This is a genomic window from Nostoc cf. commune SO-36 (assembly GCF_023734775.1).
Taxonomy (GTDB): Bacteria; Cyanobacteriota; Cyanobacteriia; order Cyanobacteriales; family Nostocaceae; genus Nostoc; species Nostoc commune_A.
The window spans coordinates 69,951-91,869 of the sequence record NZ_AP025733.1 but is presented as its reverse complement, the minus strand read 5'-3'; the positions used below and the strand labels follow the sequence as shown (position 1 = coordinate 91,869).

At 39.4% G+C, this 21,919-nt stretch carries 16 protein-coding genes; 9 read left to right on the top strand and 7 right to left on the bottom strand.

All coding sequences use genetic code 11. The features are described from left to right. Window position 1: 1 nt before the first annotated feature. The gene (locus ANSO36C_RS31115) at window positions 2-2,626 is read left to right on the top strand and encodes a DUF3854 domain-containing protein (protein WP_251960708.1); all 2,625 of its coding nucleotides are present in this window, start codon (window positions 2-4) and stop codon (window positions 2,624-2,626) included. A 2-nt stretch (window positions 2,627-2,628) separates the two neighbouring features. Next, window positions 2,629-3,444 carry a hypothetical protein gene (locus ANSO36C_RS31110; protein WP_251960707.1) on the top strand — a complete coding sequence of 272 codons (816 nt, stop codon included), beginning with the start codon at window positions 2,629-2,631 and terminating at the stop codon, window positions 3,442-3,444. A 223-nt stretch (window positions 3,445-3,667) separates the two neighbouring features. Here ANSO36C_RS31110 and ANSO36C_RS31105 read toward each other — a convergent pair whose 3' ends face one another. Then, complete coding sequence (locus tag ANSO36C_RS31105) at window positions 3,668-4,441, bottom strand: sensor histidine kinase (RefSeq protein ID WP_251960706.1); 774 nt, start codon at window positions 4,439-4,441, stop codon at window positions 3,668-3,670. A 263-nt stretch (window positions 4,442-4,704) separates the two neighbouring features. On the opposite strand from ANSO36C_RS31105, the gene ANSO36C_RS31100 reads away from it, so the two are divergent. Further along, entirely contained in the window at window positions 4,705-5,388 is a 684-nt protein-coding gene (locus ANSO36C_RS31100) for a response regulator transcription factor (protein ID WP_251960705.1), read from the top strand. Window positions 5,389-5,392: 4 nt separating this feature from the next. Here ANSO36C_RS31100 and ANSO36C_RS31095 read toward each other — a convergent pair whose 3' ends face one another. Genes ANSO36C_RS31095 through ANSO36C_RS31080 form a run of 4 tightly spaced genes read right to left on the bottom strand, consistent with a single transcriptional unit; the run spans window position 5,393 to window position 8,585 of the window. Then, window positions 5,393-6,037: a DUF6753 family protein gene (locus tag ANSO36C_RS31095; RefSeq protein ID WP_251960704.1), complete on the bottom strand. Its 645-nt coding sequence runs from the start codon at window positions 6,035-6,037 to the stop codon at window positions 5,393-5,395. Continuing rightward, entirely contained in the window at window positions 6,003-6,746 is a 744-nt protein-coding gene (locus ANSO36C_RS31090; protein ID WP_251960703.1) for a hypothetical protein, read from the bottom strand. Before ANSO36C_RS31090 ends, ANSO36C_RS31095 begins: the two co-directional genes overlap by 35 nt. Continuing rightward, window positions 6,730-7,710, bottom strand: a complete 981-nt coding sequence (locus tag ANSO36C_RS31085) for a nucleotide-binding protein (protein ID WP_251960702.1) — start codon at window positions 7,708-7,710, stop codon at window positions 6,730-6,732. The genes ANSO36C_RS31090 and ANSO36C_RS31085 overlap by 17 nt, the downstream gene beginning before the upstream one ends. 41 nt (window positions 7,711-7,751) lie before the next feature. Then, window positions 7,752-8,585: a hypothetical protein gene (locus ANSO36C_RS31080; protein WP_251960701.1), complete on the bottom strand. Its 834-nt coding sequence runs from the start codon at window positions 8,583-8,585 to the stop codon at window positions 7,752-7,754. Window positions 8,586-9,078: 493 nt separating this feature from the next. Between ANSO36C_RS31080 and ANSO36C_RS31075 the strand changes: the two genes are divergently transcribed. The 3 genes from ANSO36C_RS31075 (at window position 9,079) to ANSO36C_RS31065 (ending at window position 13,918) form a co-directional block, all read left to right on the top strand. Further along, on the top strand, window positions 9,079-9,732 hold the full coding sequence (locus ANSO36C_RS31075) for a hypothetical protein (RefSeq protein WP_251960700.1): 654 nt from the start codon (window positions 9,079-9,081) through the stop codon (window positions 9,730-9,732). A 522-nt stretch (window positions 9,733-10,254) separates the two neighbouring features. Next, on the top strand, window positions 10,255-12,381 hold the full coding sequence (gene recD2 / locus ANSO36C_RS31070; RefSeq protein ID WP_251960699.1) for an SF1B family DNA helicase RecD2: 2,127 nt from the start codon (window positions 10,255-10,257) through the stop codon (window positions 12,379-12,381). A gap of 607 nt (window positions 12,382-12,988) precedes the next feature. Then, entirely contained in the window at window positions 12,989-13,918 is a 930-nt protein-coding gene (locus tag ANSO36C_RS31065) for a tyrosine-type recombinase/integrase (protein ID WP_251960698.1), read from the top strand. A 110-nt stretch (window positions 13,919-14,028) separates the two neighbouring features. On the opposite strand, the gene ANSO36C_RS31060 is transcribed toward ANSO36C_RS31065, so the two are convergent. Both ANSO36C_RS31060 and ANSO36C_RS31055 read right to left on the bottom strand, forming a co-directional pair. Further along, on the bottom strand, window positions 14,029-17,463 hold the full coding sequence (locus ANSO36C_RS31060; RefSeq protein ID WP_251960697.1) for a plasmid replication protein, CyRepA1 family: 3,435 nt from the start codon (window positions 17,461-17,463) through the stop codon (window positions 14,029-14,031). After that, complete coding sequence (locus tag ANSO36C_RS31055; RefSeq protein ID WP_251960696.1) at window positions 17,460-17,636, bottom strand: hypothetical protein; 177 nt, start codon at window positions 17,634-17,636, stop codon at window positions 17,460-17,462. The genes ANSO36C_RS31060 and ANSO36C_RS31055 overlap by 4 nt, the downstream gene beginning before the upstream one ends. A gap of 918 nt (window positions 17,637-18,554) precedes the next feature. Between ANSO36C_RS31055 and ANSO36C_RS31050 the strand changes: the two genes are divergently transcribed. From ANSO36C_RS31050 to ANSO36C_RS31040, 3 genes are read left to right on the top strand one after another with little or no spacing between them, the layout of a single operon-like run. Next, a complete protein-coding gene (locus tag ANSO36C_RS31050) occupies window positions 18,555-18,944 on the top strand; it encodes a hypothetical protein (protein ID WP_251960695.1) in 390 nt (129 codons plus the stop codon). Further along, the gene (locus ANSO36C_RS31045) at window positions 18,907-19,986 is read left to right on the top strand and encodes an NB-ARC domain-containing protein (protein ID WP_251960694.1); all 1,080 of its coding nucleotides are present in this window, start codon (window positions 18,907-18,909) and stop codon (window positions 19,984-19,986) included. The genes ANSO36C_RS31050 and ANSO36C_RS31045 overlap by 38 nt, the downstream gene beginning before the upstream one ends. After that, window positions 19,983-21,869, top strand: coding sequence for a protein kinase domain-containing protein (locus ANSO36C_RS31040; RefSeq protein WP_251960693.1), 1,887 nt, complete (start codon window positions 19,983-19,985; stop codon window positions 21,867-21,869). Before ANSO36C_RS31045 ends, ANSO36C_RS31040 begins: the two co-directional genes overlap by 4 nt. The last annotated feature ends 50 nt before the right edge of the window (window positions 21,870-21,919 follow it).

Below are 21,919 nucleotides of genomic sequence, written 5' to 3'. Positions count from 1 at the left end.
TATGGATGAATTCGTTAATTTACGCCCAAATCATATCGAGCCTAAACACTGGCATGAACTGGTAGTTGATAGCGCCATTCATCCGATTATTGCCTCTGCCAATTTTAAGTCTTTATATTATGATTCCATAGAGCAATCCCATGAATCTTGGGAATACTTAATGTATAGTGACCAGATTGAGCGTAAAAATGCTGGTCGCTTAGGTGATAAAACTCTCCAACTTTACGCATATCTTGATTCTACTGATGGTTGGTGGTGTGATGCTGGAGTTGACCCCCGCACTTTCTGTGATTTACAACCTGGGGATAAACCAAAAGAGAAACTTTGGGGCTGTTACAAGCCTGATTCTCCTAGACCAGATCCTCAAAAACCTGGGAAATTTATCAAATATGAACATCCCTACAAAGTTGAACTTAGTATCTTCTTATTAGAAGTACCAAAAGAAATTGCTGAACTGATTTACTTCAAAGCTGGCGTTAATCCAAGCCTAAGCGATCGCCAATCAGGTTTCTGGTTTTCTGTATGGAAACACAATATACCAGTAACCATTGCTGAAGGGGCTAAGAAAGCAGCTAGTATTTTAACTCAAGGAGATGCTGCCATCGGCTTGCCAGGGGTTAATGCTGCATATCGCTCCAAAGATGACCAAGGTAATCCAATTGAGAGCAAATTACGCTCAGAAATTGCGATGTTTGCGACTCCAGACAGAGAAATGAGAATCTGCTTTGACCATGATTCCAAAAGTAAAACTCAAGTCAACGTCGGCAAAGCTTTGATTAAAACTAGTCAACTTTTGGTCAATCATGGGGCTAAAGTCATTGTCATCACTTTACCCGGGCCAGAAAAAGGTGTTGACGATTTGATTGCAGCGCTTGGGGCTGCTGCTTATGAAAAGCTCAAAGCCTTGGCGGTTTCTTTTGAAGATTGGCAGCAAAATAACCCTTTACCTGATAGAAAGCAAAGTATTTTTCTCAAAAATGGCCAGGAGTTAAAGCTTAAAAGTGTGGGAAGTGAGATTCTCCTCACACCTACTACACCTACTACAACTCCCACCGAAGCCTCTCTAACTCGCCTGCCTCCTCTATCTGCCTTACATCCCCTATCTCCCCTACCTCTTTTATCCCCTACTCACCCTTTGTATGCTGCTATCAAATCACTAGGAATAAAACATGTATTGTCAACACAGCAGCCAGAGGGTAAAACTGTTTCTCAATCACAAACTAGTTCTCAAATAGATAATCAAGTAATTATTCCCGAAGCCCCTCAATCTCAAGTTAGTCCGCCTTCAGAACCCTTCAGCACTCAGAACTCACAAAACACGGAATCAATCGATGAATTAGATGAATTAGACGTATTGAAACGCCGTCGTCGCCAATCCGAAATTATTTCTGACACCATAGAGGATAACAAAACTTTTGTTGAAAAACCCTCTAGTGTTAACAAGGATTCTTTTGAATCTAGCAGCATACCTACTGCTAACAGTTGGGTCAATATCAAACAGGTAACAGTTTATAAACAAACAATCCCTCGAAGGTTTTTAGAAGCTAAACAAAATCAAGACATTGCTTTTGCTGCTAGAGAGCTTATCAAGAACTATGGCGTTCAACAAGATGATGGCTCTATAGTTTATCGTGCCGATGCTTTTCTTATTAAAAAGAATAAATCTACTTATAGTATTCATCGTCGTCAAGCGACAAACTTAGATAATCCAATTATGGAGTTTGAAGCCTCACAATATCATATTAATATTACTCAAAAACCTTTAGATAAGTTTTTGCCTATAGAACGCCAGGAGTTTTTAACGGTTGCAAATACCTTAAAGCAAGGTAAAGAGCTACCCTCCGAGGGTGAAGACCCCAGGAAAATTGCTAACAGTCTAAGCTCCCTTTCTCCTGATGGCACTCATAAAATACTTGAAAGTTTTAAATCTTTAGAAGTCTTAAAAATACTTACAAGTACCCTAGAAGCCTTTAACTCTCACGATTTAGAATTAGGTAATTATCGCATTACTTATACTCCTAATGATGAAAATGGTGGTGATATCAAGCTTTTAAAAACTGAACATAACGGAACTACAAGAGTTGCTGTACACCTAGAATTGAGCCGTACTGATGAACAAATGAGTCATCAAGTTCACTCTATGGCTATTAACTCATTAGAAATTGACAAACTCAGGCTGATGGCAACTAAACTTCAAATCCCAACAATTAATTCTGCTGCTAATGCTCATGCTACTCGTGATATCCCTTTGCCACTTCATCCTGCATTAGCTGAAATTTGGAACTTACTGGAAACTTCTACCAGATGGACATCTGGAGCAAACCAAGGTAACGAAGGTTTTCGTGAGCGATTTCAAAAAGACCCCAATGCTAAACTAACTTTAGGTGAGCAGTCACAACTTTATTTTAAATTTTTAATTCAAACTAAAGAAGAGATTATTCTTTATGGGAAAACTGATATTATTTTGCCACCACTTAGCAAAATCACAGGGTATTTAAAATTGTTACGCGAACAATCCATTAATAATTTTTATAGCCCGAAGATTTCCCAAAATGCCGAAACACAGAAACCAACTCAGGAAGAACCTCACAATCCAGAACCTCAATTGAACAACTTGGAAGTTTAATTATGCAATCCACAGATGTTAGAGAAACTATCGCCTCCATTAATCGTGGGAGTGGAATCTCGAATAATATGATGGCTTATCGACTGGCTCTCATGATGGAGAGAGTGCCACAGAGTACAGTGCAATCACCCATTGAATTAGATTCCCAATCACGTCACAATCTTGAAGATAATCTCAGAGGTATTTTGACCAAAAGCACTCAAAATATTGAAGATTATAGGCAACAACTTAAAAATCAATATCTCGCTGAATATTCTCAAAAGTTTGGTGTTTCTCAACCCGAAAAAGCTGTGACTGAGCAGCCTAATAATTTCTCTAGAGTTGAAAATCTAATTACCCAAAGAAAGCATATATTCCTCCAACAAATGATGGGTCAAGGGGAACCAAACGCTAATTTAACTCCCTCCACACCAGCAAATCAAGAGGTTAATAAACAACATCAAGGCGATGATTTTAGCAAAAAGTCCCTGATTCCTGCCGTTGTTCAAACTATCATTGCTAAAGGTCAAGATACTAAAAATGAAGGCCGCGTTTATGAAGGCGTTCTTTATAGACTTCAATTGCTGATTAAAGAAGGTATACAGTTTATCAATATTAACCGCAAAACTCAATCCAACCAAAAAGCTTTTGCTGCATATAAAGACCACACTAATGAGTTTACAATTATCTCAAATAACCTCTCAACTGAAGAAGCACAAAAAATAGTTGCTTTTAATCAGCAACGGATTACAAAACAACAAGCTCAACCTCCTATTCAAACTGATAAAAATCAGGAATTTTCTTTTGATAAAGATGATAATCCCGATCTTGGAGATTAGGCATATTCAACTAAAATACCCCATCACTAATCCAAATATAAATCCACTGATTAAGAGATACCGTCTTAATGTTGGATTTATTTTCACAAAAGGAGCAATTATTGTTGCAAGAAATATGTAAAATGTGGCTTCAAATATATCAGTGCTGAATGTGATAACGGCAGCAATAAACAGCCCACCAAATATCAAACATCCAACTACATACTCTATCTTGTCCCATAGCTTAGTGTCGTCCAGGTAGCGCATGAGTTAATCTCGACTTTTTCGGGATTGTAGCATCTACTCCATAAGAATTGTTTACTTGATAGGGAAATTTTATTGTAAATATCGTTCCCTTACCGACAACAGAATCTACTGACAGTTTCAGCCCATGAGAATAAGCTACCATCATTGCAATATACAATCCTAACCCGGAACCAGGTGAAGAAATAGTCCCACGATAAAAAGGTAGAAAAATATTTGCCAAATCCTCTGGTTCAATACCAACGCCTGTGTCTTCAATTAAAACTACCAAGTCATCACCCTGGTTTAACAATCGCAAGAATATATCACCTGTCTCTGTATATGAGAGGGCATTTTGAAGTAGATTTGAACACATTCTATAAAGATGTATCGCATCTCCTCTCACCCTGGTTCCATGCAGATATCCTGTACAAGTCTCGTAGTGCAATCTTAAGCCCCGATTAATAACTTTTGGCGTATACTCTTGATATAAATTATTCAGTAAGTCGCCAAAATCAAATTCATTAATCAAGGATGGATTCAACCCGATAACTCTATCTCTTGACTGATGACTTTGATACCTATCTATCAACTGAATTACTTGATTATTTGTCTGCCATAAGGATATCAAAATTGTTTTTATCTCTTGTAAAGTACTCCCGTACTCTCCATCCATCATTTGCTTTAAAACAACTGATTCATTGACAACCGCGTTTGATACGTCATGCAATAATGTAGAAATATTAATTCTATTTATGAATTTTGCTTGGGACATATAGCCACTCCTAAACGAAATTTATTTTTGTTCTCAACTGATTTTTTGCAAAGATTTTTATTTTTAAGTATAACTAACTTTTCGCAATATATGTTCTACTTAAAACCTGCCTCTGAAATTAGTTTGCAAATATTTATATTCTAATTATCGGGAAAATAACTAATACTTGTTTTTAAATTATACTGTTTTCATTCAAATATTTATGCTATAAAAAGAGAAGATGTTAAAAATTAACTTCCGGTGCAAATATTCTCGGTGCAAATATGACTATCAAGATGATTCGGGTAGTAGTAATTGAAGACCAAGAACTATGTAGACTTGGCATTAGAACAGCGATCGCACAAGAATCAGACATGGAACTGTGCGGTGAGGCTAGCTGTGGATTGGAGGGATTAGAGTTAGTCAACTCAACAAATCCTGATATTGTCTTGCTTGATATTGGACTACCAGATATCAACGGACTGGAAATCACAACCAGGATTAAGAAGCACACTCTATCCAAAGTTATTATCCTCAGTGCTTATTCTAGTCAAAATATGATTAACGAAGCTTTTGCCTGTGGTGCTGATTCATATTTCTTAAAGACAACCAAGATCGACTCCATTAAAAACGCTATCCGTTGTATCTATCAAAATGAAGAATATCTTGACCAAGCGATTATCAAGAGATTTCTGGAATTGAACCATCGTCAGAGTACAAAAATTAAAGGCAAAAGGTACAATGAGTTGCCTACAACTCAAGAAATTGAAATTCTCAAATTAATTGCCAGTGGCTACTCCAATAAAGAAATCGCTAATCAACTTTTCATCAGTATTAGCACAGTCAAATCCCACACTGGCAACCTTTTTCTTAAGCTGGGAGCTAGAGATCGGGTCAATGCCATTATTAAAGCTCAAAGTTTTGGCTACCTAGAACCTTCGCCGCAAGACTGGAGAGCTATTGGGTAGTTCATTATTTCTTGTTCTTTTGCATTTGAATCAAGCAATATCCTTTCAAGCGATTTTCTTCTTGACAAGCAGCCAGAGTTTGTTGATTATCAACAAAGAGCTTATAAGTTTGCTTACCTTCGCTAGATTTTACCCATTGTAAAATCTTCAGATCGTTGTTTGACAACATGACTGATTGATTTTGTCCCAAGTTAGTCATCACGTTCCAAGTTGTAAATGAAGCAAGCATCGCACCAGCTGCTGTCACTCCTCCTACCAGAGCGCAGATAGACCAAAAATGCATCTGAAAATTCCCTGGAGATAATCGCATCTCTTTTGGTGGCGATGATGCAGATGATGTCGATGATTGTATCAGAAGAGGCATTTGTTCAGTTAAGACATCACGCACAGCATTACTGACTACAGTGTTGTTCATCGATTGGGCTGTTTTAGAAGTATTCGCCACTTTCTCTTCGATTGTTAGTACCCAAGCTTCAATCATTGCCTCCATTCGTGCTTGCAATGAAATCATTGTCTCTTCATATCTGCCAAGTGTTGCCATGACTTGAAACATCGGGTCATCTTCTGCTAACCCTATTTGCTGTGCTGTTTCAACAATCCTCTGTTGTTCGGCTTCAGAATACCCCTGCAATATTTCTGATGTTCTCACTTGCTGATACTCCTAAGTAAATACTAGCGACTTGATTATTTTTTACAGCATCAAAGAAATTTTTTAGCCAGTGATAAATATATGAGCGATATAGCACATATAGGGATTGCTCATGAAAACATTGTGAGTAAGGTTTGCTTAAATCCTCCATTCCTTGATAGTGATCTCTGTGCAAGGCTGTTAATCTAATTTCTATGCCCCCAATCAATGGCAATTTTTGCTGTACTAATTGGTTGTACTCTTTAAACCTCGTATCAAAATGTTGATTTTTTACTATGACATAATTAGCATTGTCCGTTGCAAAATCTAATAGCTGCAAGAAATATTCCATGCAATCACTTCTATGGGAAATTGGCTGTAAGAATGTTAATTTCCAGTTGAGTTCAGCCAAAACAGTAAAAAAATCAGCCTCATATATGTAGTTACAGGTTTCTTGGATATATTGTCCCGGCATATCCACAAAAATCGCATCTAATGAGTCATTAAGTAAATCGTCTAACACTAAATCCGGGTTGTCAGTGAAAAAATTTAAGCTTTCTACTGGCACTATACCTTCATAAGCTTTGAATTTATTACGGTTGTCATGGTTATAAATCTTAACAGTTTGATGTTGACTAAGGAATAGTTCAATTAATAACTTGATAACCGTAGACTTTCCCACACGCGAGTCACCTACAGTCATCACTAAACGTCTACAAATGGGGGACATCGTTTAATCCTAAAATGCTTCTTGCCAACCCAACTTGTTCCTTGAATTTGCTAATCCAAGTACTTACCCTTCCTTTAACTGATGGTTTTTCTTTTTGCTCTATTCCTTGATTAAACGTCAAGCTATTCTTATCTAAATAATCATAAGCGTGTTCTATTAAATCTGGCATCGTTATTTCCAGAAAGGGAATCTCCCTTTCTTTTAATAAATCCTTAATTGTTGTTACGTCTGAAGACTCTTTATATCTGACAAAGTTTTCTGGCGAACCGAAGAACAAATTCTTCACTACGACATAATCTACTTGGTCTTGACAAAAATCATATAGAGTTGTCAACTGCCTGACTGAATCCATTACTCGGCTAATTACAACTACGATTGTTACTCGCATATCATATAATTCTTCAACTGTAGACAAGAACTTCATTTGTTCTACAACATCTCTTAAGATTCTCATGGACTGTGGTGGTAATTCCAGTAAGAATAAAGACTTTCCGGGCACAACCTCCCCTTTTGTGCCTAGACTATCCTCTATTAACTCTTTCAAATCATCTAGAAAAATGTCTACATTCCCTTCTGTAAAAAAATCTAGTTTTCTTACCAGACATTGATCCCCGTAAAATCTGTTTAAATGAGAATTAGATATGTCCGCATCAAAAGCCAAAAATTCTTTTTTCATATCCAAATATGTTTGCGCTAATCCTCTGGCGAAAGTACTTTTCCCTACTCCTCCTTTATCTCCTGTCACTATCACTAATCTCCGACTCCACTGTTTTTTATTGGTGACTGCGATTTTTGTTTGTGGCAGGACTGTATTTTCTGCTTCTGTTTTTTCACCTGTAGTTACTGCTTCTGGCATCTGATGTACATCTTCTGTCCTTTCTGCTTCTGTTGTTTCATCTGTTCCCAAGAGTAATTCTTCTACTCCGTTAAGGATCTCCGCCTCATCATTTAAAATAGCTGTCATCTGATTTTCTCCTCTATTTCATGTTTAACTAGTTTCGTGGTTTAGTCCAGTGCTAGCATCTCTGCTGAAAAGTAGTCTAATAGGTTTAAATACATTGGTTTTAAATCCTTGAAATTGTCAATTGATTTATTAACCATTGTTCCCAAAGCTTGTAATATTAATCCTTGTTCTATTACCTGATTTAAATCCGACTCATTTATTTTTTTTAAATGGTAATAAACTAACAAATCTAATGATTGAGCTATCAATAAATTTGCCGACCTTACAACTAAATCTTCATAAACATATTCATAACTGCTGACTGATCTTAGTACTGTCTTCAATACTTGAAAATATCTCCTTCTCAAGTCAATCCCATTTAAATCAATAGTCTGAGGACAGCTAGCTGGCAATGGAAGCTTTTTAAAAATAAACTTTAAATATAAATCAATACTATTTAATGACCAAGAATCACTATTTTGAAAATACAAATACTTAATCAAAGAATCTTTCTGAGAGTAATCTATTTCTTGAAATAAGTATTTGGGTTGCTCGACTGCAATCATCGTCACATCATTTTTAAACACTGGCATCACATTTGTTCTTACCCATTGCATAAATTGCCTGACTACATTGTGTTCTACTACAGTTGGTAGTGATATTAATGAGTGAATCGATAGAGCGCTGAGTGTCGATACCAAACTCACTTGATTATTCTCCATCATCACTAATCGTTTCTGAACTTCAATTGACCTCACGAAATCATCATTTAAAATTGGAGCTACTATTTGCAATACATCCACTGCAAATAACTCTAGCCCTGTTGGTGTTGCTATCACTCTTACCACAAAACTTGATGGATGCTCAAATTCCCAATATCGCCAAACTTCTACCATTTCTCCACTAACTTTTTTGTTCTTTTTCCTCCTCTTATTGCAAAAGCTAACTTTTTACCATAAGAAGATACGTTAGATACATCAGAATTCACTCAGTCAGTTTTAATCAGAATTCACTTTGCCAGAATGAGTGTAGCCCACGCTGAATTCTTACTTAGACACTATGGCATATTCCCCCACTCTAAAGGAATCGCTCGAAGTCTAAAAAAATATCGTGCTTCTGGCTATTGCTTTTTGTTGACATCCTGTTATAGAATTAGCCATTTTGCCTGATTCAAAGGAAAGTCATCGCAAAAGTTCAAGTTTTTTAATAGTTAATTGCTGGTTTTAGCTTGCTATTTGAAATCGAATTATTATATATTATTTAGGATGAAATTTAGCTCTCATTGATTTCATAAATACATCAATTTAGTTTTTCAAATCGAGCTAAATTTAGCTTTTTTACTATCCAATTTTTCCGAGAATAAATAGTTAGCTATTAAACGAGAATAATATGCTTTTCAAAACTTCACAAATCGCCATCACTTTAGCTTTGCTCGTCGGTGGTGGTATCATCTCTTGTCAGAGTAAAACGCCTGAACAGATTGCACGCGTTGCAGAACTTGAGTTGATTGCAGCAAAGGAGAAAGCAGAAGCAGTTGAAGTCAAAAAGTTTGTTGATACTACTCCCGATCTGTATAGAGTTAATTGGAAAGTTTGTAGTGAAGGGTTTCTCGATCAAGACAACAACGGCTGTAAAGAAAGTCGAGATGTCGCATCTAAAGGTTTTCCTGAAGCCGTCCTTGTTTGGGGGCCTGTTCAAGAGGTGAAGTTTGTCACTAAGCGTCATTTCAGTCCCAATATGCAAAGTGTTGGTTTGTTTGTCAAATCTAAAGGTTGCCTGAAATTGGGTAAACCCGAAGCGGGAGATCAGTTTTACAAAATACACGAATTTTCACTTACAAAAGGTTCTGCCCTTCCAAATCCTGACAGCGCTAAAATTGATAAACTTTCTCCTGAAGATAAAACCAAAGCTATACGAGTAGCCACCAATAATGCCGAAGACGAAATTGCTTCTTTAAACAATTTCGGTGTTTCTTCCTCTGGATTTATACCGAGTACTGCCTTACAACCTTGTCTCACCCTTGAAAAATGGAAAAACTTATGATATTAGAGAGATTAAGAATAAAATTTTGAATGAATTATCGCGGGGTCATCGTACCGGGCGATTCCATAGAGTTCCTGAGCAAATTGGATTTTATACCTGGGACTACAATTTAGTTGACAATGGCTGATAATTTTTAGCTTTACCCCTACTCCAGGTCAAACGCATCTAAATTACTCTTGATCACAACCAATGTAAATACCTGTTTACGTAATTATAACTAGCATGGGCATCGCTATGCAGGAAAACTTTCTGCATTATGCTCATCTAGGTAAATAGGCCAAATGAACGCAATGCTAGACTATATACTAACCTAGACAAGTATCATGATGCAGCACGAGCGATGTTAAAGTTGGATTTTTAACTGTGTAATTTCTGACATCAAAAACTAATTTGCCATTCGCTAAAGTCCCTTCCGTCATCAGTGAGCATCTTGGCGTTCGTAAATAGAATTCAATAAAGTAAAATGGCACATCAAGTTGGGATAATCTCTTTTAGTCGTAAATATTTTTACCCCTGATCAAGATGCCAGCGCCTTTAAAAGTTAACCTGTCACCAATAGAAGATCAAGCCCTACTAGCACTCACTCAAGCAAAAGGTATACCACCAAGAACTCAAAGTCGTGCCACTGTACTACGCTTATCAGCTGCTGGATGGACAGTGCTAAAGATCGCACAATACTTAAAATGGCATCCACAGACTGTACGCGACACAATTCATCGCTGGTACTGGGGCAAACTCGATAGTTTGTGGGATTGTTCGCGTCCGGGTCGCCGTCGCCGATGGCATAACCCAAATATGAAGTCTCTGCTTCAATTCAAAATATCTTTATTTAGCTATCAACTTATTTTTATTTTATTTTCTTACATCTCTTACATCTATTTAATCCTATTTCTCCACAGTCATGGCGTTTCTACTACTTATGCAGTCAAAATTTACAGGCAGTACAAGGATGAAGCACTCGCTACTCTCACCAGCAATCCCTACCAGTTAGCTGCTGACATTTACGGTATTGGTTTTCTGAGAACTGATAAAATTGCCTTTTATTTAGGAGTTGCGCCTGATAGTCAGTTCCGTTACCGTGCTGGTTTAATTCATGTTTTGAACGAAGCTGCTGCCGATGGGCATTGCTATTTACCCCAGCCTCTACTCATTGAGAATGTTATCAAACTGCTGACTACAGCAGATCACACACCCGAAGAAGATGCCCTCGCTGATATTATCAAAGACATGGCACTCAATGATGACTTAATCCGCGAGAAAAGCTCAGACCAAACGCTGCTATGTTATCTACCAACGTACTTTCACACCGAACAGAACCTTGCTCAATTAATACAGTCTAGATTTTGCCAACCAGTTGCACAAGATATGCCTCGTGTTCGCGCCTGGATTGAGCGCTTCACCAAGAGTCGTAAAATCAAACTTTCACCACAGCAACGGCTAGCGGTAGAAATGGCTGCATATTCAAGGGTAATGATTCTTACTGGTGGCCCCGGTTGCGGTAAAACTTTCACCACCGAGATCATAGTCTCTCTGTGGAAAGCAATGGGCAAATCTATCGCCTTAGCTGCGCCAACTGGACGCGCTGCTCAACGCCTGAGTCAAATCACACAACTCGAAGCCAAGACGATACACTCCTTGTTGGAATTTGACCCAAAGACAATGGGCTTCAAACGCGATAATCAAAACCCTTTACCCCATACCGCAATTGTCGCGCTAGAAGCTAGTATGCTTGATTTGTTTCTGGCATCTTCTTTGGTAAAGGCGATACAATACGGTTCCCAACTACTGCTAGTGGGTGACATTGACCAGTTACCCTCTGTGGGTCCGGGTCAATTCCTTGCTGACTTGATTAATTCTGGTCACGTTCCGGTGGTGCGGTTGACCAAGGTATTTAGGCAAGCCCAACAGAGCGCAATTATCATCGCTGCTCACCAAATTAACCGAAGCCAGTTTCCCACAATTGAACCGATTTCCGATAATCCCGTGTCTGAGTGTCTGTGGCACGGCGGCGGTCATCACCCCAAACATGGTGTTAAAGCAATATCCGAAATCGTTACAGACTTGATTCCCCGCCTCGGTTACAATCGAGCTACTGATGTGCAAGTGCTTTGCCCCATGTCGCGCGGTTTGCTTGGGACTCGTAACCTCAATACCGTATTGCAGCAGTTGATTAATCCGCCCAGTCCCGACAAAGTAGAGATTACCAGGGGCGGGAATTTATTACGAGAAGGCGATCGGATCATTCAACTGACTAATGATTATAATCACGAAATTTTTAATGGCGACTTCGGAATTATCAAGGCTATTGATCTTGAAGAGATAGAAGTTACTGTACAGTATGGTAAGCATACTGTCGTTAGAACCAGAGCAGACTTAAATCAAATTGCCCTCGCCTGGAGCTTCACCATTCATCAAAACCAGGGTTCAGAATATCCGGTAGTAATTCTGCCAATTTATACGCAGCCTTATATGATGTTGTCTCGTAAACAGTTGTACACAGCATTAACTTGTGCCAAGCAGTTAGCGATTGTCGTTGGTTCTAAGAAAGCGATATCCAAGGCTTTGCGTTCTAGTGACGACCAACTGCGATATACGCGATTACAGCACCGCTTGGAAAGCGCTTTTTTGCACCCGACGATTGCAATTTAGAAATGTTCAACTTAACAATTTCACCCGGCTTGCGGTTGTTGCTCTCAATCAAGAGGCGCAATTTTGGGGAAAGCGAACTACTAGCTGTGCTTTCGCCCCCTGTCTTGTAAGCGACGGCGGGGCATTTCATTACTGCTAAGTGCCTTGGCACTTCTTGAGAAACTACTTCTTTAGCTCCCGTTTGCGGTTCTAGAAAAAAAGTGTCTTAAACACAAACCAATCAAACCACTCTCAAAAAATAAACTAAAAATGACTCTATAGTTTTATGGCGTGATAGCGCTTAAAAAGCACTACAATGCGGCGTAAATAAACTTTGGAGTCCGCTCTTTGACCTCTTATATCATTTATTAACTATAAAGTCATTTTTAGTTTATTTTTTTTCACCTACTTTTAGGTTTTTCAAAATAAATACCCTGCTGAACAATTGCATAACAGTATTGTGTTTGTCACGCTCCTCAGTATTAGAGGTGTACTATACGCAAAAATCGAGAAATTTTCATTCGCTTGAGGGTGAGTTGAAACGCCCATTTTAAAGGACAATAAAAATAAGACACTATAAAATCAGACGAAACTACGCTTGTGTCTGATTATTAAGGGAGTAATAAAAATGACGCTCTCTCTAGTACACATAACAGCCCATAGAAAGGCGATCGCTTCGTTGCCAGTAGCCCAGGCAGAGGCGAAGTTGATTGGGCTGTGGTTGGAAGGAAAAGCAGAGTCATCTATCATCTCTTACCGACGCTACATTCGGCGATTTCTGGATTTTCTGGACAAGCCGCTCAAAAAAGTGACTTATGAAGACTTGGTAGAATACGCTAGTTCTTTTGGGGGCAATGCCGAAAGCACAAAGCGGATATACATAGCTTGTGCCAAAAGCTTGATTAGTTTCGCTCATAAAATTGGATATCTCCCTTTTAATGTGGGTATGGCACTAAAACTGGGTGAATTACCAGATGTAATCAACGAACGCTATCTTGATGAAGCTGATATAAAATTGTTGGTACGGGCAGCTTCTAAGCATTTAGCTGATGCTAAAACTCCTAAGCGCCAGTACACAGCCAAAAGAAATTTGTTAATTATCAAACTCCTGTATCAGGCAGGGTTACGGGCAAGTGAAATCTGTGATCTGACTTGGGGAGATTTAACACCCCGTGGTGAGAGTGGTCAAGTGTACGTGCGAAAAGCCAAAGGCAGTAAAAATCGGACAATTCTCATCAAGCAGAAACTCTGGACGGAATTAATGGAGTTCAAAGATAATGCTCACGCCAATCAAGCAGTGTTTCCAAGTCAAAAGGGGGGACACCTCGACCGTCAAAACTTGCACCCGATTGTTAAAGCGATCGCACTTGAAGCCGGATTAAGCGAACTGGTTTCGGCTCACTGGTTACGTCATGCCCACGGTTCTCATGCGATTGAGCGCGGGACTAATCCAGTGCTGGTGAAAGAAACTTTGGGTCATGCCAATTTAGCCATCACCGATCGCTATCTCAAAGCTAGACCTAATGACAGCAGTGCTATGAACTTGATGGATATTTGAGATTTACGCACATGACTTTTGAAAATCCAGCAGAAATTGGAACCAGTAATATTAATTGCTACTGGCAACGAAACTAGAAACAACTTTCAAATGTTAATGAGATTTTTTATCTAGCTAGCCCCCTCCATCTGCAACACCTCCTCATTAAGCCACTGATAAAAATCAGGCACAGATTGCTCCAAGTTACGTAGCTCATTTGCCGCGATCGCTTCAAGTTCCAGCACCGTCTCCCAGCGCAAATCACTCCTCCATCGCTTAAGGATGCCTTTAATCGCGTCAACCCCCTGCTTAATACCAGAGCGAAGTATTTCTACGCAGTGGAGTAGCGTAATGCGATCGGTCGGAGGCGGTTCAGAATCGGTAGTATCCTCCCCTTGCCAAGGGGGGTTCCCTATAGCATTAAGGGGGGGGGCGGATACGGGCGGCTGAAGAGGGTTTAGGCTATACACAGCAGGGGTTTGTGTAGCAAAAGAGGTGCGCTTTGCCACCCGATGAGCAATTACCTCTTGAGCAAATTCCAATTCCTTTTTAGATAAAGAGAAAATTTTCACCTGTTCACCGCGCTTACCCTGTTTGCGGAAGGTTAACTTTAACCCCAGCTGCTCTACTATTGTGGCCAGCAACCAAATAGGCTTACAGTCACGCGGGATAGTAAACCCAAGAATTGCTTTGACGTGAGCAGCGCAATTAATGGCGATCGCTGTCATCTTAACTAATTGAGTATCCGAGGCAGTAACTTCATCACCCTTCACTAAAGAAGTGAGAATTTGATGTAGCCCCAGGTTAAACCGTGCTAGCCACCGCGCCGAGTAATTGCCCCAGTCGATGCACAAAGGTAAATTGTCCCGCTCATTGCGGTCTTTTTGAGCGACAATTGTTGGTGGCGTGGGATAACTTCGCCCAGTTTTCGGGTCAACAATTGATTCATCGGCTGGGGCTAAAATTGCCTCAAGTCCAGCGATCGCTCCTATTAATCGACCACCTTTATCCATTTCTACGAGTGATTCTGTGACTTCGATGCCGTAAGAGTCAAAAATGCGAAACTTCTCATTTTCAAAAATTTCCTTTTGTGATAAGTAATCTTTGCTTTGACGGGCGCGGTACTCACTGGCTGTAATATCCCCCGCTTTGGCAACAGCCGAATAATGGGCAGTGTCCAAAGCAGCCGCAGCATTTTTCATGCGTTCAAGAGATTGGTCATCGTCATCACTGCCCATGCATATAAATGTATTGCCCATTTCAGTGAGGAGCGATCGCAAATCATCACGCAAATTATTGAGAGAATAGTGGCGGTTAGCCATAATTTGGCAGTAAGCCTCAAGCGCCCAATCTTTCTCGGCTCCCCGTTTACCTGTTTGACGGTCAATCCGCAACAGAAAAGCAGTCATTTCATTGGTTTGGAGCAAGCGTTCTTTTATCTTGGAAGCGTTTGTATCTTGGTAGCCGAAGGGAGGACGCGGGGCCACCCAAATATGAAAGGGGACTTTCGGGCGATAGCGGTAAAGCTGTTGGGCGCATTCGGTAGCAGTTTGGGAAACTCCATGAAAAACACCGAACACCAAATCGAAATGATACTCCGAAATATCGACACCAGTTCCCAGGCTGGGAGAGGTGAACAAGGCATCAAAGTTTTTGACGGCGTTGGTGATATCTTTAATGAAAGCGACGTTTTCTTCACTGCCGGAATTATCGGAGTGGACAGACCAGATGCGCCATTTTTGTGGTGTATTTGATTGGTCAGAGTTAGGTTTTTCGTACTTGATAGTAAAAGACTTTTCGAGTTTTTTGATGAAACGCTTACTGTCACTTGCAACCATGACTTTCAGACCTTGCATCAGCGCCGCCGAGATTTGGGCAACTAGGGCGCTTGAATTACTGCCTTCGTACCAATATATAGTGCGTGAGCCATTTCTCCATTCATTTTTGACGATGTAAGGTACTTCACCTACTGGTCGCATTGCAAGAAAGAAGTTGACAGTAAGATCATCCATGTGTGCGTCGGCAAGGACAACCAGGGGGGCGTTGTATACTATATATTCCAGTACCTCCAAGATTGCTGCACGGTGCTGTTTACACGTATTACTGTGTAATAGGTGGGTAAGGTATTGGCAAGCTTCATCTATAAATATGCAGCCATAAATCAGCGCTTGCGTATTGAGTTTGTGCAAGCTGTCAATGGTAATACTAAGGGCTTGGGCTTGGGCTAAACCTGTGTAACCCAAGTCTGAATACATCGCAGTTCTCAGGCGATCGCTTAAATTCTTCAGCAGGTTGACGCGATGCCCGTTGTTGAGGAACCGAGCGTCGGGGTTTTGGTCACGCCACCAGCGCATTAACTCGGTTTTCCCAGTGCCCATGTCGCTCCACAGTACAACCAGTCCTGATTTTGGGAAATTGAAGGTAGGGGCCCCCTTCGATTTGAATGAATCAACTCCGCCAGAATCCGTAGACTCCTTGTTTCTTTGATGTCCTTTTATAGATGGTGTGAAAAGTTGTTCCTTTTCAAGATCATAAAGCTCAGGCAAATTGCATTTTTCTTCAAGTTCAGGAATGCACAAAGCCTCAGAGAGATACTTAACATTAATAGTGACATCTGGTTTGTATTTGCTAAGTCCCCATTTCTTAGCCCGATACGAGCGCTGGTAATCGGCAAGTGATTTGGCATCATCTATAATTGCAGTTAGCAGGGCATTGGCATCTTCGCCTCTGTCCACTACAAAATCATCAACACCTTTCTCTGGGCCTGGCAACAATGCAACTTCGCATTCACAACCTACTGCCTCAATTGCTTTTGCTGTACGAACAGTAGCTTGAAAAACCGACCACCTGGTTTTAGCTTTCGTTTCGTAGTCAAAAAGAATTATGAACTTGCGCCCCGGTTGTGCCAAGGGCATTAAGTCTGGGTGCAGTCGTTCATCGAAATCTTGTCTTCCGACCCGCCCGTTCCAAATTCCTGGCAGTGCGATCGCTACAAACCCCAATGAAAGCAAGCAAGCGGCTTTCTTCTCGCCCTCGCATAAGATAATCGGAATCTCTGGATGCTGCTTTACCCACTCCCAAAATATTAGTGGATTGAGTTGATCCAGTAAGCGTAGCGCTAAAAGGGAATGATAACGCTTAATTAAATAACGCTTTGCAACTTTGTCCCAGACGGGGTTAGCGACATCGAAATAGGTAACGCGGTTGGGGGTTTTGGGCGGTGACTCGTATTTAACTGGTTTACCTGTTTGCCAATCAAAGCGCGGGAAGTTGGGCTTAATCCTTCCCCATTCCATCGGTTGCCAGTTTTTAAATGGGTCAAGTGACTGAATCCACGTCCCACCCAGTAATAGATGCTGATACATTTTGATGTATCCATCTGTTACCCGACCCGCATTCTTGCGTGGGATTTTATCAGAGATGAACAGGTAGTCATAAACTGATTCTCCCTCGATGTGGAAGAAGTTGGGCTTAATCAACGCCGGATGAATGGCGCTACCAGCTAACAACTCATGGTACTCGGCAGCCGTGAGATTGTTCGGGTATTCAGTTGTCACTGTGTTCATCGGTTCTCCCCTTGGAATTCGTTGGGGAGAACTCTTTCAAGCTGCGAAACTCTTGCTCTAACCTGGATATTCCGAAAATTCCTCTTCGCCACAGCATAAAGTTGCCGTGCGAAAGTTGCACTCGACCCCATGCGCTCTACTACTGCGCTTTTAGGGCGTTCTCTGTTTGTCATGATTTTCCCCTGATAACTCGGTTTACAAGTTCAGAGGGGGTTGCATCAGTTATCAGTCAACAGTTAACAGTTATCAATCTTGGACTCTACTCCTAACTGATAGCTGATAACTGGTAACTGGTAACTGTTATTCGCGCTGCTACTGCTTTGGACTACAAAATTCGGGACATTTCTTAATCAAACTTAACTTTACCTAAAAATGATGAATTTCGACAGCAAAAACATCCCGCAAGGAATGGACTTTCCAAGCGGCAGATCCTATAATGGATCTGACAGCGCGGATTATACTCTTAGACAAATTTAGTAGTCGTCTCTGTAGCCAAACTTCAACGACAACTTATTTTGTTCCTTCGAGATCAACCCCGCTCTAAATCGATATGAAGTTTAAATCACGCACAAAGCGCTACTCCTTAGTGGCGCTTTGTGCGTTAAATGCAGGTATTGTTGTATATTCACCTCATTTTCCACTTTACGTAGGTGATAACCTGATATTACAGAAGTTCTGGTCATCTGTTGTTCTGTGAGATTTTTACTTTTCACTTTTAAGTTCTCCACACTTATGATGTTTGTGCCAGGCATCCTATCCGGGGAGGGGTTTTAACTTAAGTAAACCCGCGCCAGATGTTACAATTAGACCTGATGATCGGTTTTGTCAGTAAGTCTAGCTACCTATGGAAGGTAGTTGCTGGTAGGGGATTGGTCAATTTCAGCTTTAAAATAGCTAACCTATAACTGTGACAATGTATTCACAGGTATTTATTGCTATCTAAGCCATGTAACATTTTAAATCTTATAACTTGAAGCGCAGATTGTAATCCCTATTTTAAGTTAATAATTGTAAAGCGAATAGGGGTTGACAAGATTGGTCATAAGTAAGATGAAATACAGTATTGTTTGTAGTGGTATTACGGCTCAAGCATGAACTCAAGTCAAAATTTAGACATAAGAACAGTACTTGACATACTAGAAGCTCAAGTTCTTAGTTATACTGGAAAACGTTTGACTAAAGCTGAAAGGATTGTAATTGAAGGGTCTTGGCATGGTAAAGACTATAAGGAAATAGCAAGTGATTCTGGATACAGTGGGTATTATTTGCAGCAGGAAGTTGGACCACAGTTATGGACAACACTTTCAAAAGTAATCGGTAATGGGGTGCAGGTAAAAAAAATAACTTTAAAAAATATTTTGCTTAAACTAGGAAAAGAGCATTGTATAAAGCTGGAAGCATCTAAGCTGGACGATGATTGTTTAGTGGGCAAGACAAGAATATATGGAGATCTGCCCAAAGCAGCGTTTTTTTTATGGTAGAAAAAAAGAAATTATTGATTTGAAAAAGCAAATTAATTTTTCTAAAAAATCTTGCATAGCCATAACTGGAATAGGAGGAATAGGTAAAAGTCTATTGGTAGCGAAAGTAATCGAAGAAATACTTTTAGATAAATCAGATGCATATGAATACATAGTTTGGAATACAGTTACTCGTTATTCCTCCATTGATGAAGTAGTCAGTGAATTAATTAGTATTTTTGACCTAGAAGCAGAGGAAGAAACTCTGCTAGGAAAAATTTCTTTGCTATCAAAACATTTTCATCTACATCGTTGTTTACTAGTATTAGATGGGTTTGAAAAAGTGGCGCAAGTAGAGAGTTTTAAAAGAAGATTAGAATATGAAGACTTTTTTGTTGGAATTACAAAAGGTCGTCATAAAAGCTGCATATTAGTAACGAGTCAAGTGCCTTTAAAGGACATTGCTTACGTAACTCAAAGTTTGCCTCTTGAATCTTTACGCTTGGAAGGCTTAGACTCAAATGCTGCAATGCAAATGCTACGTGATAAAGGATTATTTGGGGACGGTTGTATACAATTAATTGAAAATTATCGCGGAAATCCATCAGAGTTAGATACAGTTGCTGAACGAATTAATCGTATTTTCGGAGGAAATGTTCAAAAATTCTTTGATTATGAAACGACGGTAATTGGACCTAGACTTAAAGTAATGCTTAATATGCAATTTGGACAAGCTGGCTTGTTAAGTGATCTCCAAAAAGAAATCATGATTTTTTTAGCAGAAGAGCTATCAAAAGATTCAACTCCAATTCCTTTTTTTAAGCTTATTAGTGGATTAAAAGAGCGATTAGGTTTAAAAGTGTCAGTTTCTGAAGTAATAACAGCAATGGAAGCCTTAGATGAACGTTCATTAATTGAAACTAGTAGAAAATCAAGTAAACAGGAAGTTTGTTATAGTTTGGAACCAGTAGTTAAGAAGTATATTTTGGTCGATGCACTCGGCTTGGTGTACGATAAGACAAGTGCATCACAAACAAGTAATACCGTTCAGGAGCGAATGTGAGCTACTGTATAAATCCTCTTTGTACTCAGCGTCACAATCCTGATGATATTGAAAATTGTTTAGCTTGCGGGAATCCCTTATTAATAAACAAACGTTTTCGTTTGTTACATCCGTTACGTTCTTTAGATAAAGATCCATATACTTATACAGATATTTTTGAGGTTGAAGACGTTGGTATTATCGAGGATGAGGATGATAGCAGAGAATCCTATCCACATCCTCAAAGAAAAGTGATGAAAATCTTAAAATGGATAGACGAGCCTAAATTAGTTGAACTGCTTCGACGCGAATCAATTTTATTGCAAATTCTTGACCATCCTGGAATTCCTAAGTCTAATAGAGGAGATTATTTTGCTTTGAGGCTGAATGACGATCGTTTAGAATTGCATTGCTTAGTAATGCAGAAGTTTGAAGGAGAGGACTTAGGGAAGTGGATAAAATCTCATGGAAAAATTCCTCAGAGCCTAGCACTTGATTGGCTTTCACAATTAATGGATATTCTTGATTTAGTTCACCGTTCTGGTGTGTTTCATAGAGATATTAAGCCAAATAACATTATTTTTCAACCCAACGGCAAATTAGCACTTATTGATTTTGGTGGCGCAAGAGATATTACTAGAACCTACTTAGCGAAAGTTAGTACTAGTGGAGGAACCAGCACAGGATTAGGTAGTGGGCATGACATAACTATCGTTCGGACAGCTTGTTTCTCCCCTTTAGAGCAAATTAATGGGCAAGCTGTACCACAGTCAGACTTTTACGCATTAGGCAGAACTTTTGTTAACTTAGTTACTGGTATTCCTTTAATTCAAATTAAAAGCGACGAAAAAACAGGGAGGCTACTTTGGAGGAATAAAGCACCTCATATCGATAAATCTCTGGCTGATTTTATTGATGATTTGATGGCTCCCTTCCCAGGGCAACGCCCACAAAATACTCAAGTAATTTTGCAGAGGTTAAAAAGCCTTCCTTTGCAAAGCAAACTCAATAGATTAATTAAGTCTAAAAAAACTTTATTTAGTTTATTAGTTACATTAATTGCTTTAGGTTTTTTTGGAGGTTTTAAAGTATTTCTACCAGTAATGGCTAATAATTTAGTACTACAAGGTAAAAAGTCAGAATTAGCAAATGATTCGCAAACTGCACAAAACTATTTTAACCAAGCTATAGAATATAATTTCCAACTTAAACTTTCTGTTTCCCAGTTTTACTTAGAGCAAGCTGCTCGTCATTTTAACAACTTCAAACTAGCGAAGAAATATTATGAGTTAGCCCTTAAATATAATGACAAAGATATAAATGCTTATGATAGTTTAGCTGTAGTTTGTTGGCAGCTTGGAGAAGTCGCTTGTGCCTTAGATAATTATCAGCAGATTTTGAAATTAAAGCCTAATGATTGGGAAGGATATTATAGGTTAGGAAGTTTTTATGATGGAGAAGGAAAAGAAGATTTAGCTCAAGAACAATATAAAATAGCAATTAGAATTAATAAAAAAGCAGTGCCTGCGCTCAATGATTTATCGCGCCTCAGAAATCTCAAAGAAGACTATACCCAGGCTAGCGCATTAGCGTTTGAAGGATTGCGCTTGACTGAAGACCCAAAACTACAAGCTGCTTTATATAAAAATTTGGGTTGGGCAAAGTTCATGCAAAATCAGTATAACGAGGCAGAGAAATATTTACAAAAAGCAAGTGATTTAGACAGCAAGAGAATAGATGCTGTCTGCTTGCTTGCTCAGGTGCAAGAAGCTCTAGGTAAAATTGAGGATGCGAGACTTTCATGGGAAATCTGTATGCTTGCTAGGACTACTCAACAAGATGTTTTCAAGTGGAGACAGGAATTGCTAGACCGCCTCACCAAAAACTCAAAAATCTCTCCATAGAGTGCATTGTGGGAAAGTTATAGACTCTAGATATTTGTTTAGTTATCAAA

Excerpts from the sequence above, each read along its gene's own strand:
- ANSO36C_RS31115 (WP_251960708.1), top strand. The coding sequence starts at position 2 with ATGGATGAATTCGTTAATTTACGCCCAAATCATATCGAGCCTAAACAC.
- ANSO36C_RS31110 (WP_251960707.1), top strand. The coding sequence starts at position 2,629 with ATGCAATCCACAGATGTTAGAGAAACTATCGCCTCCATTAATCGTGGG.
- ANSO36C_RS31105 (WP_251960706.1), bottom strand. The coding sequence starts at position 4,441 with ATGTCCCAAGCAAAATTCATAAATAGAATTAATATTTCTACATTATTG.
- ANSO36C_RS31100 (WP_251960705.1), top strand. The coding sequence starts at position 4,705 with ATGACTATCAAGATGATTCGGGTAGTAGTAATTGAAGACCAAGAACTA.
- ANSO36C_RS31090 (WP_251960703.1), bottom strand. The coding sequence starts at position 6,746 with ATGTCCCCCATTTGTAGACGTTTAGTGATGACTGTAGGTGACTCGCGT.
- ANSO36C_RS31085 (WP_251960702.1), bottom strand. The coding sequence starts at position 7,710 with ATGACAGCTATTTTAAATGATGAGGCGGAGATCCTTAACGGAGTAGAA.
- ANSO36C_RS31080 (WP_251960701.1), bottom strand. The coding sequence starts at position 8,585 with ATGGTAGAAGTTTGGCGATATTGGGAATTTGAGCATCCATCAAGTTTT.
- ANSO36C_RS31075 (WP_251960700.1), top strand. The coding sequence starts at position 9,079 with ATGCTTTTCAAAACTTCACAAATCGCCATCACTTTAGCTTTGCTCGTC.
- recD2 (WP_251960699.1), top strand. The coding sequence starts at position 10,255 with ATGCCAGCGCCTTTAAAAGTTAACCTGTCACCAATAGAAGATCAAGCC.
- ANSO36C_RS31065 (WP_251960698.1), top strand. The coding sequence starts at position 12,989 with ATGACGCTCTCTCTAGTACACATAACAGCCCATAGAAAGGCGATCGCT.
- ANSO36C_RS31060 (WP_251960697.1), bottom strand. The coding sequence starts at position 17,463 with ATGAACACAGTGACAACTGAATACCCGAACAATCTCACGGCTGCCGAG.
- ANSO36C_RS31055 (WP_251960696.1), bottom strand. The coding sequence starts at position 17,636 with ATGACAAACAGAGAACGCCCTAAAAGCGCAGTAGTAGAGCGCATGGGG.
- ANSO36C_RS31050 (WP_251960695.1), top strand. The coding sequence starts at position 18,555 with ATGAACTCAAGTCAAAATTTAGACATAAGAACAGTACTTGACATACTA.
- ANSO36C_RS31045 (WP_251960694.1), top strand. The coding sequence starts at position 18,907 with ATGGAGATCTGCCCAAAGCAGCGTTTTTTTTATGGTAGAAAAAAAGAA.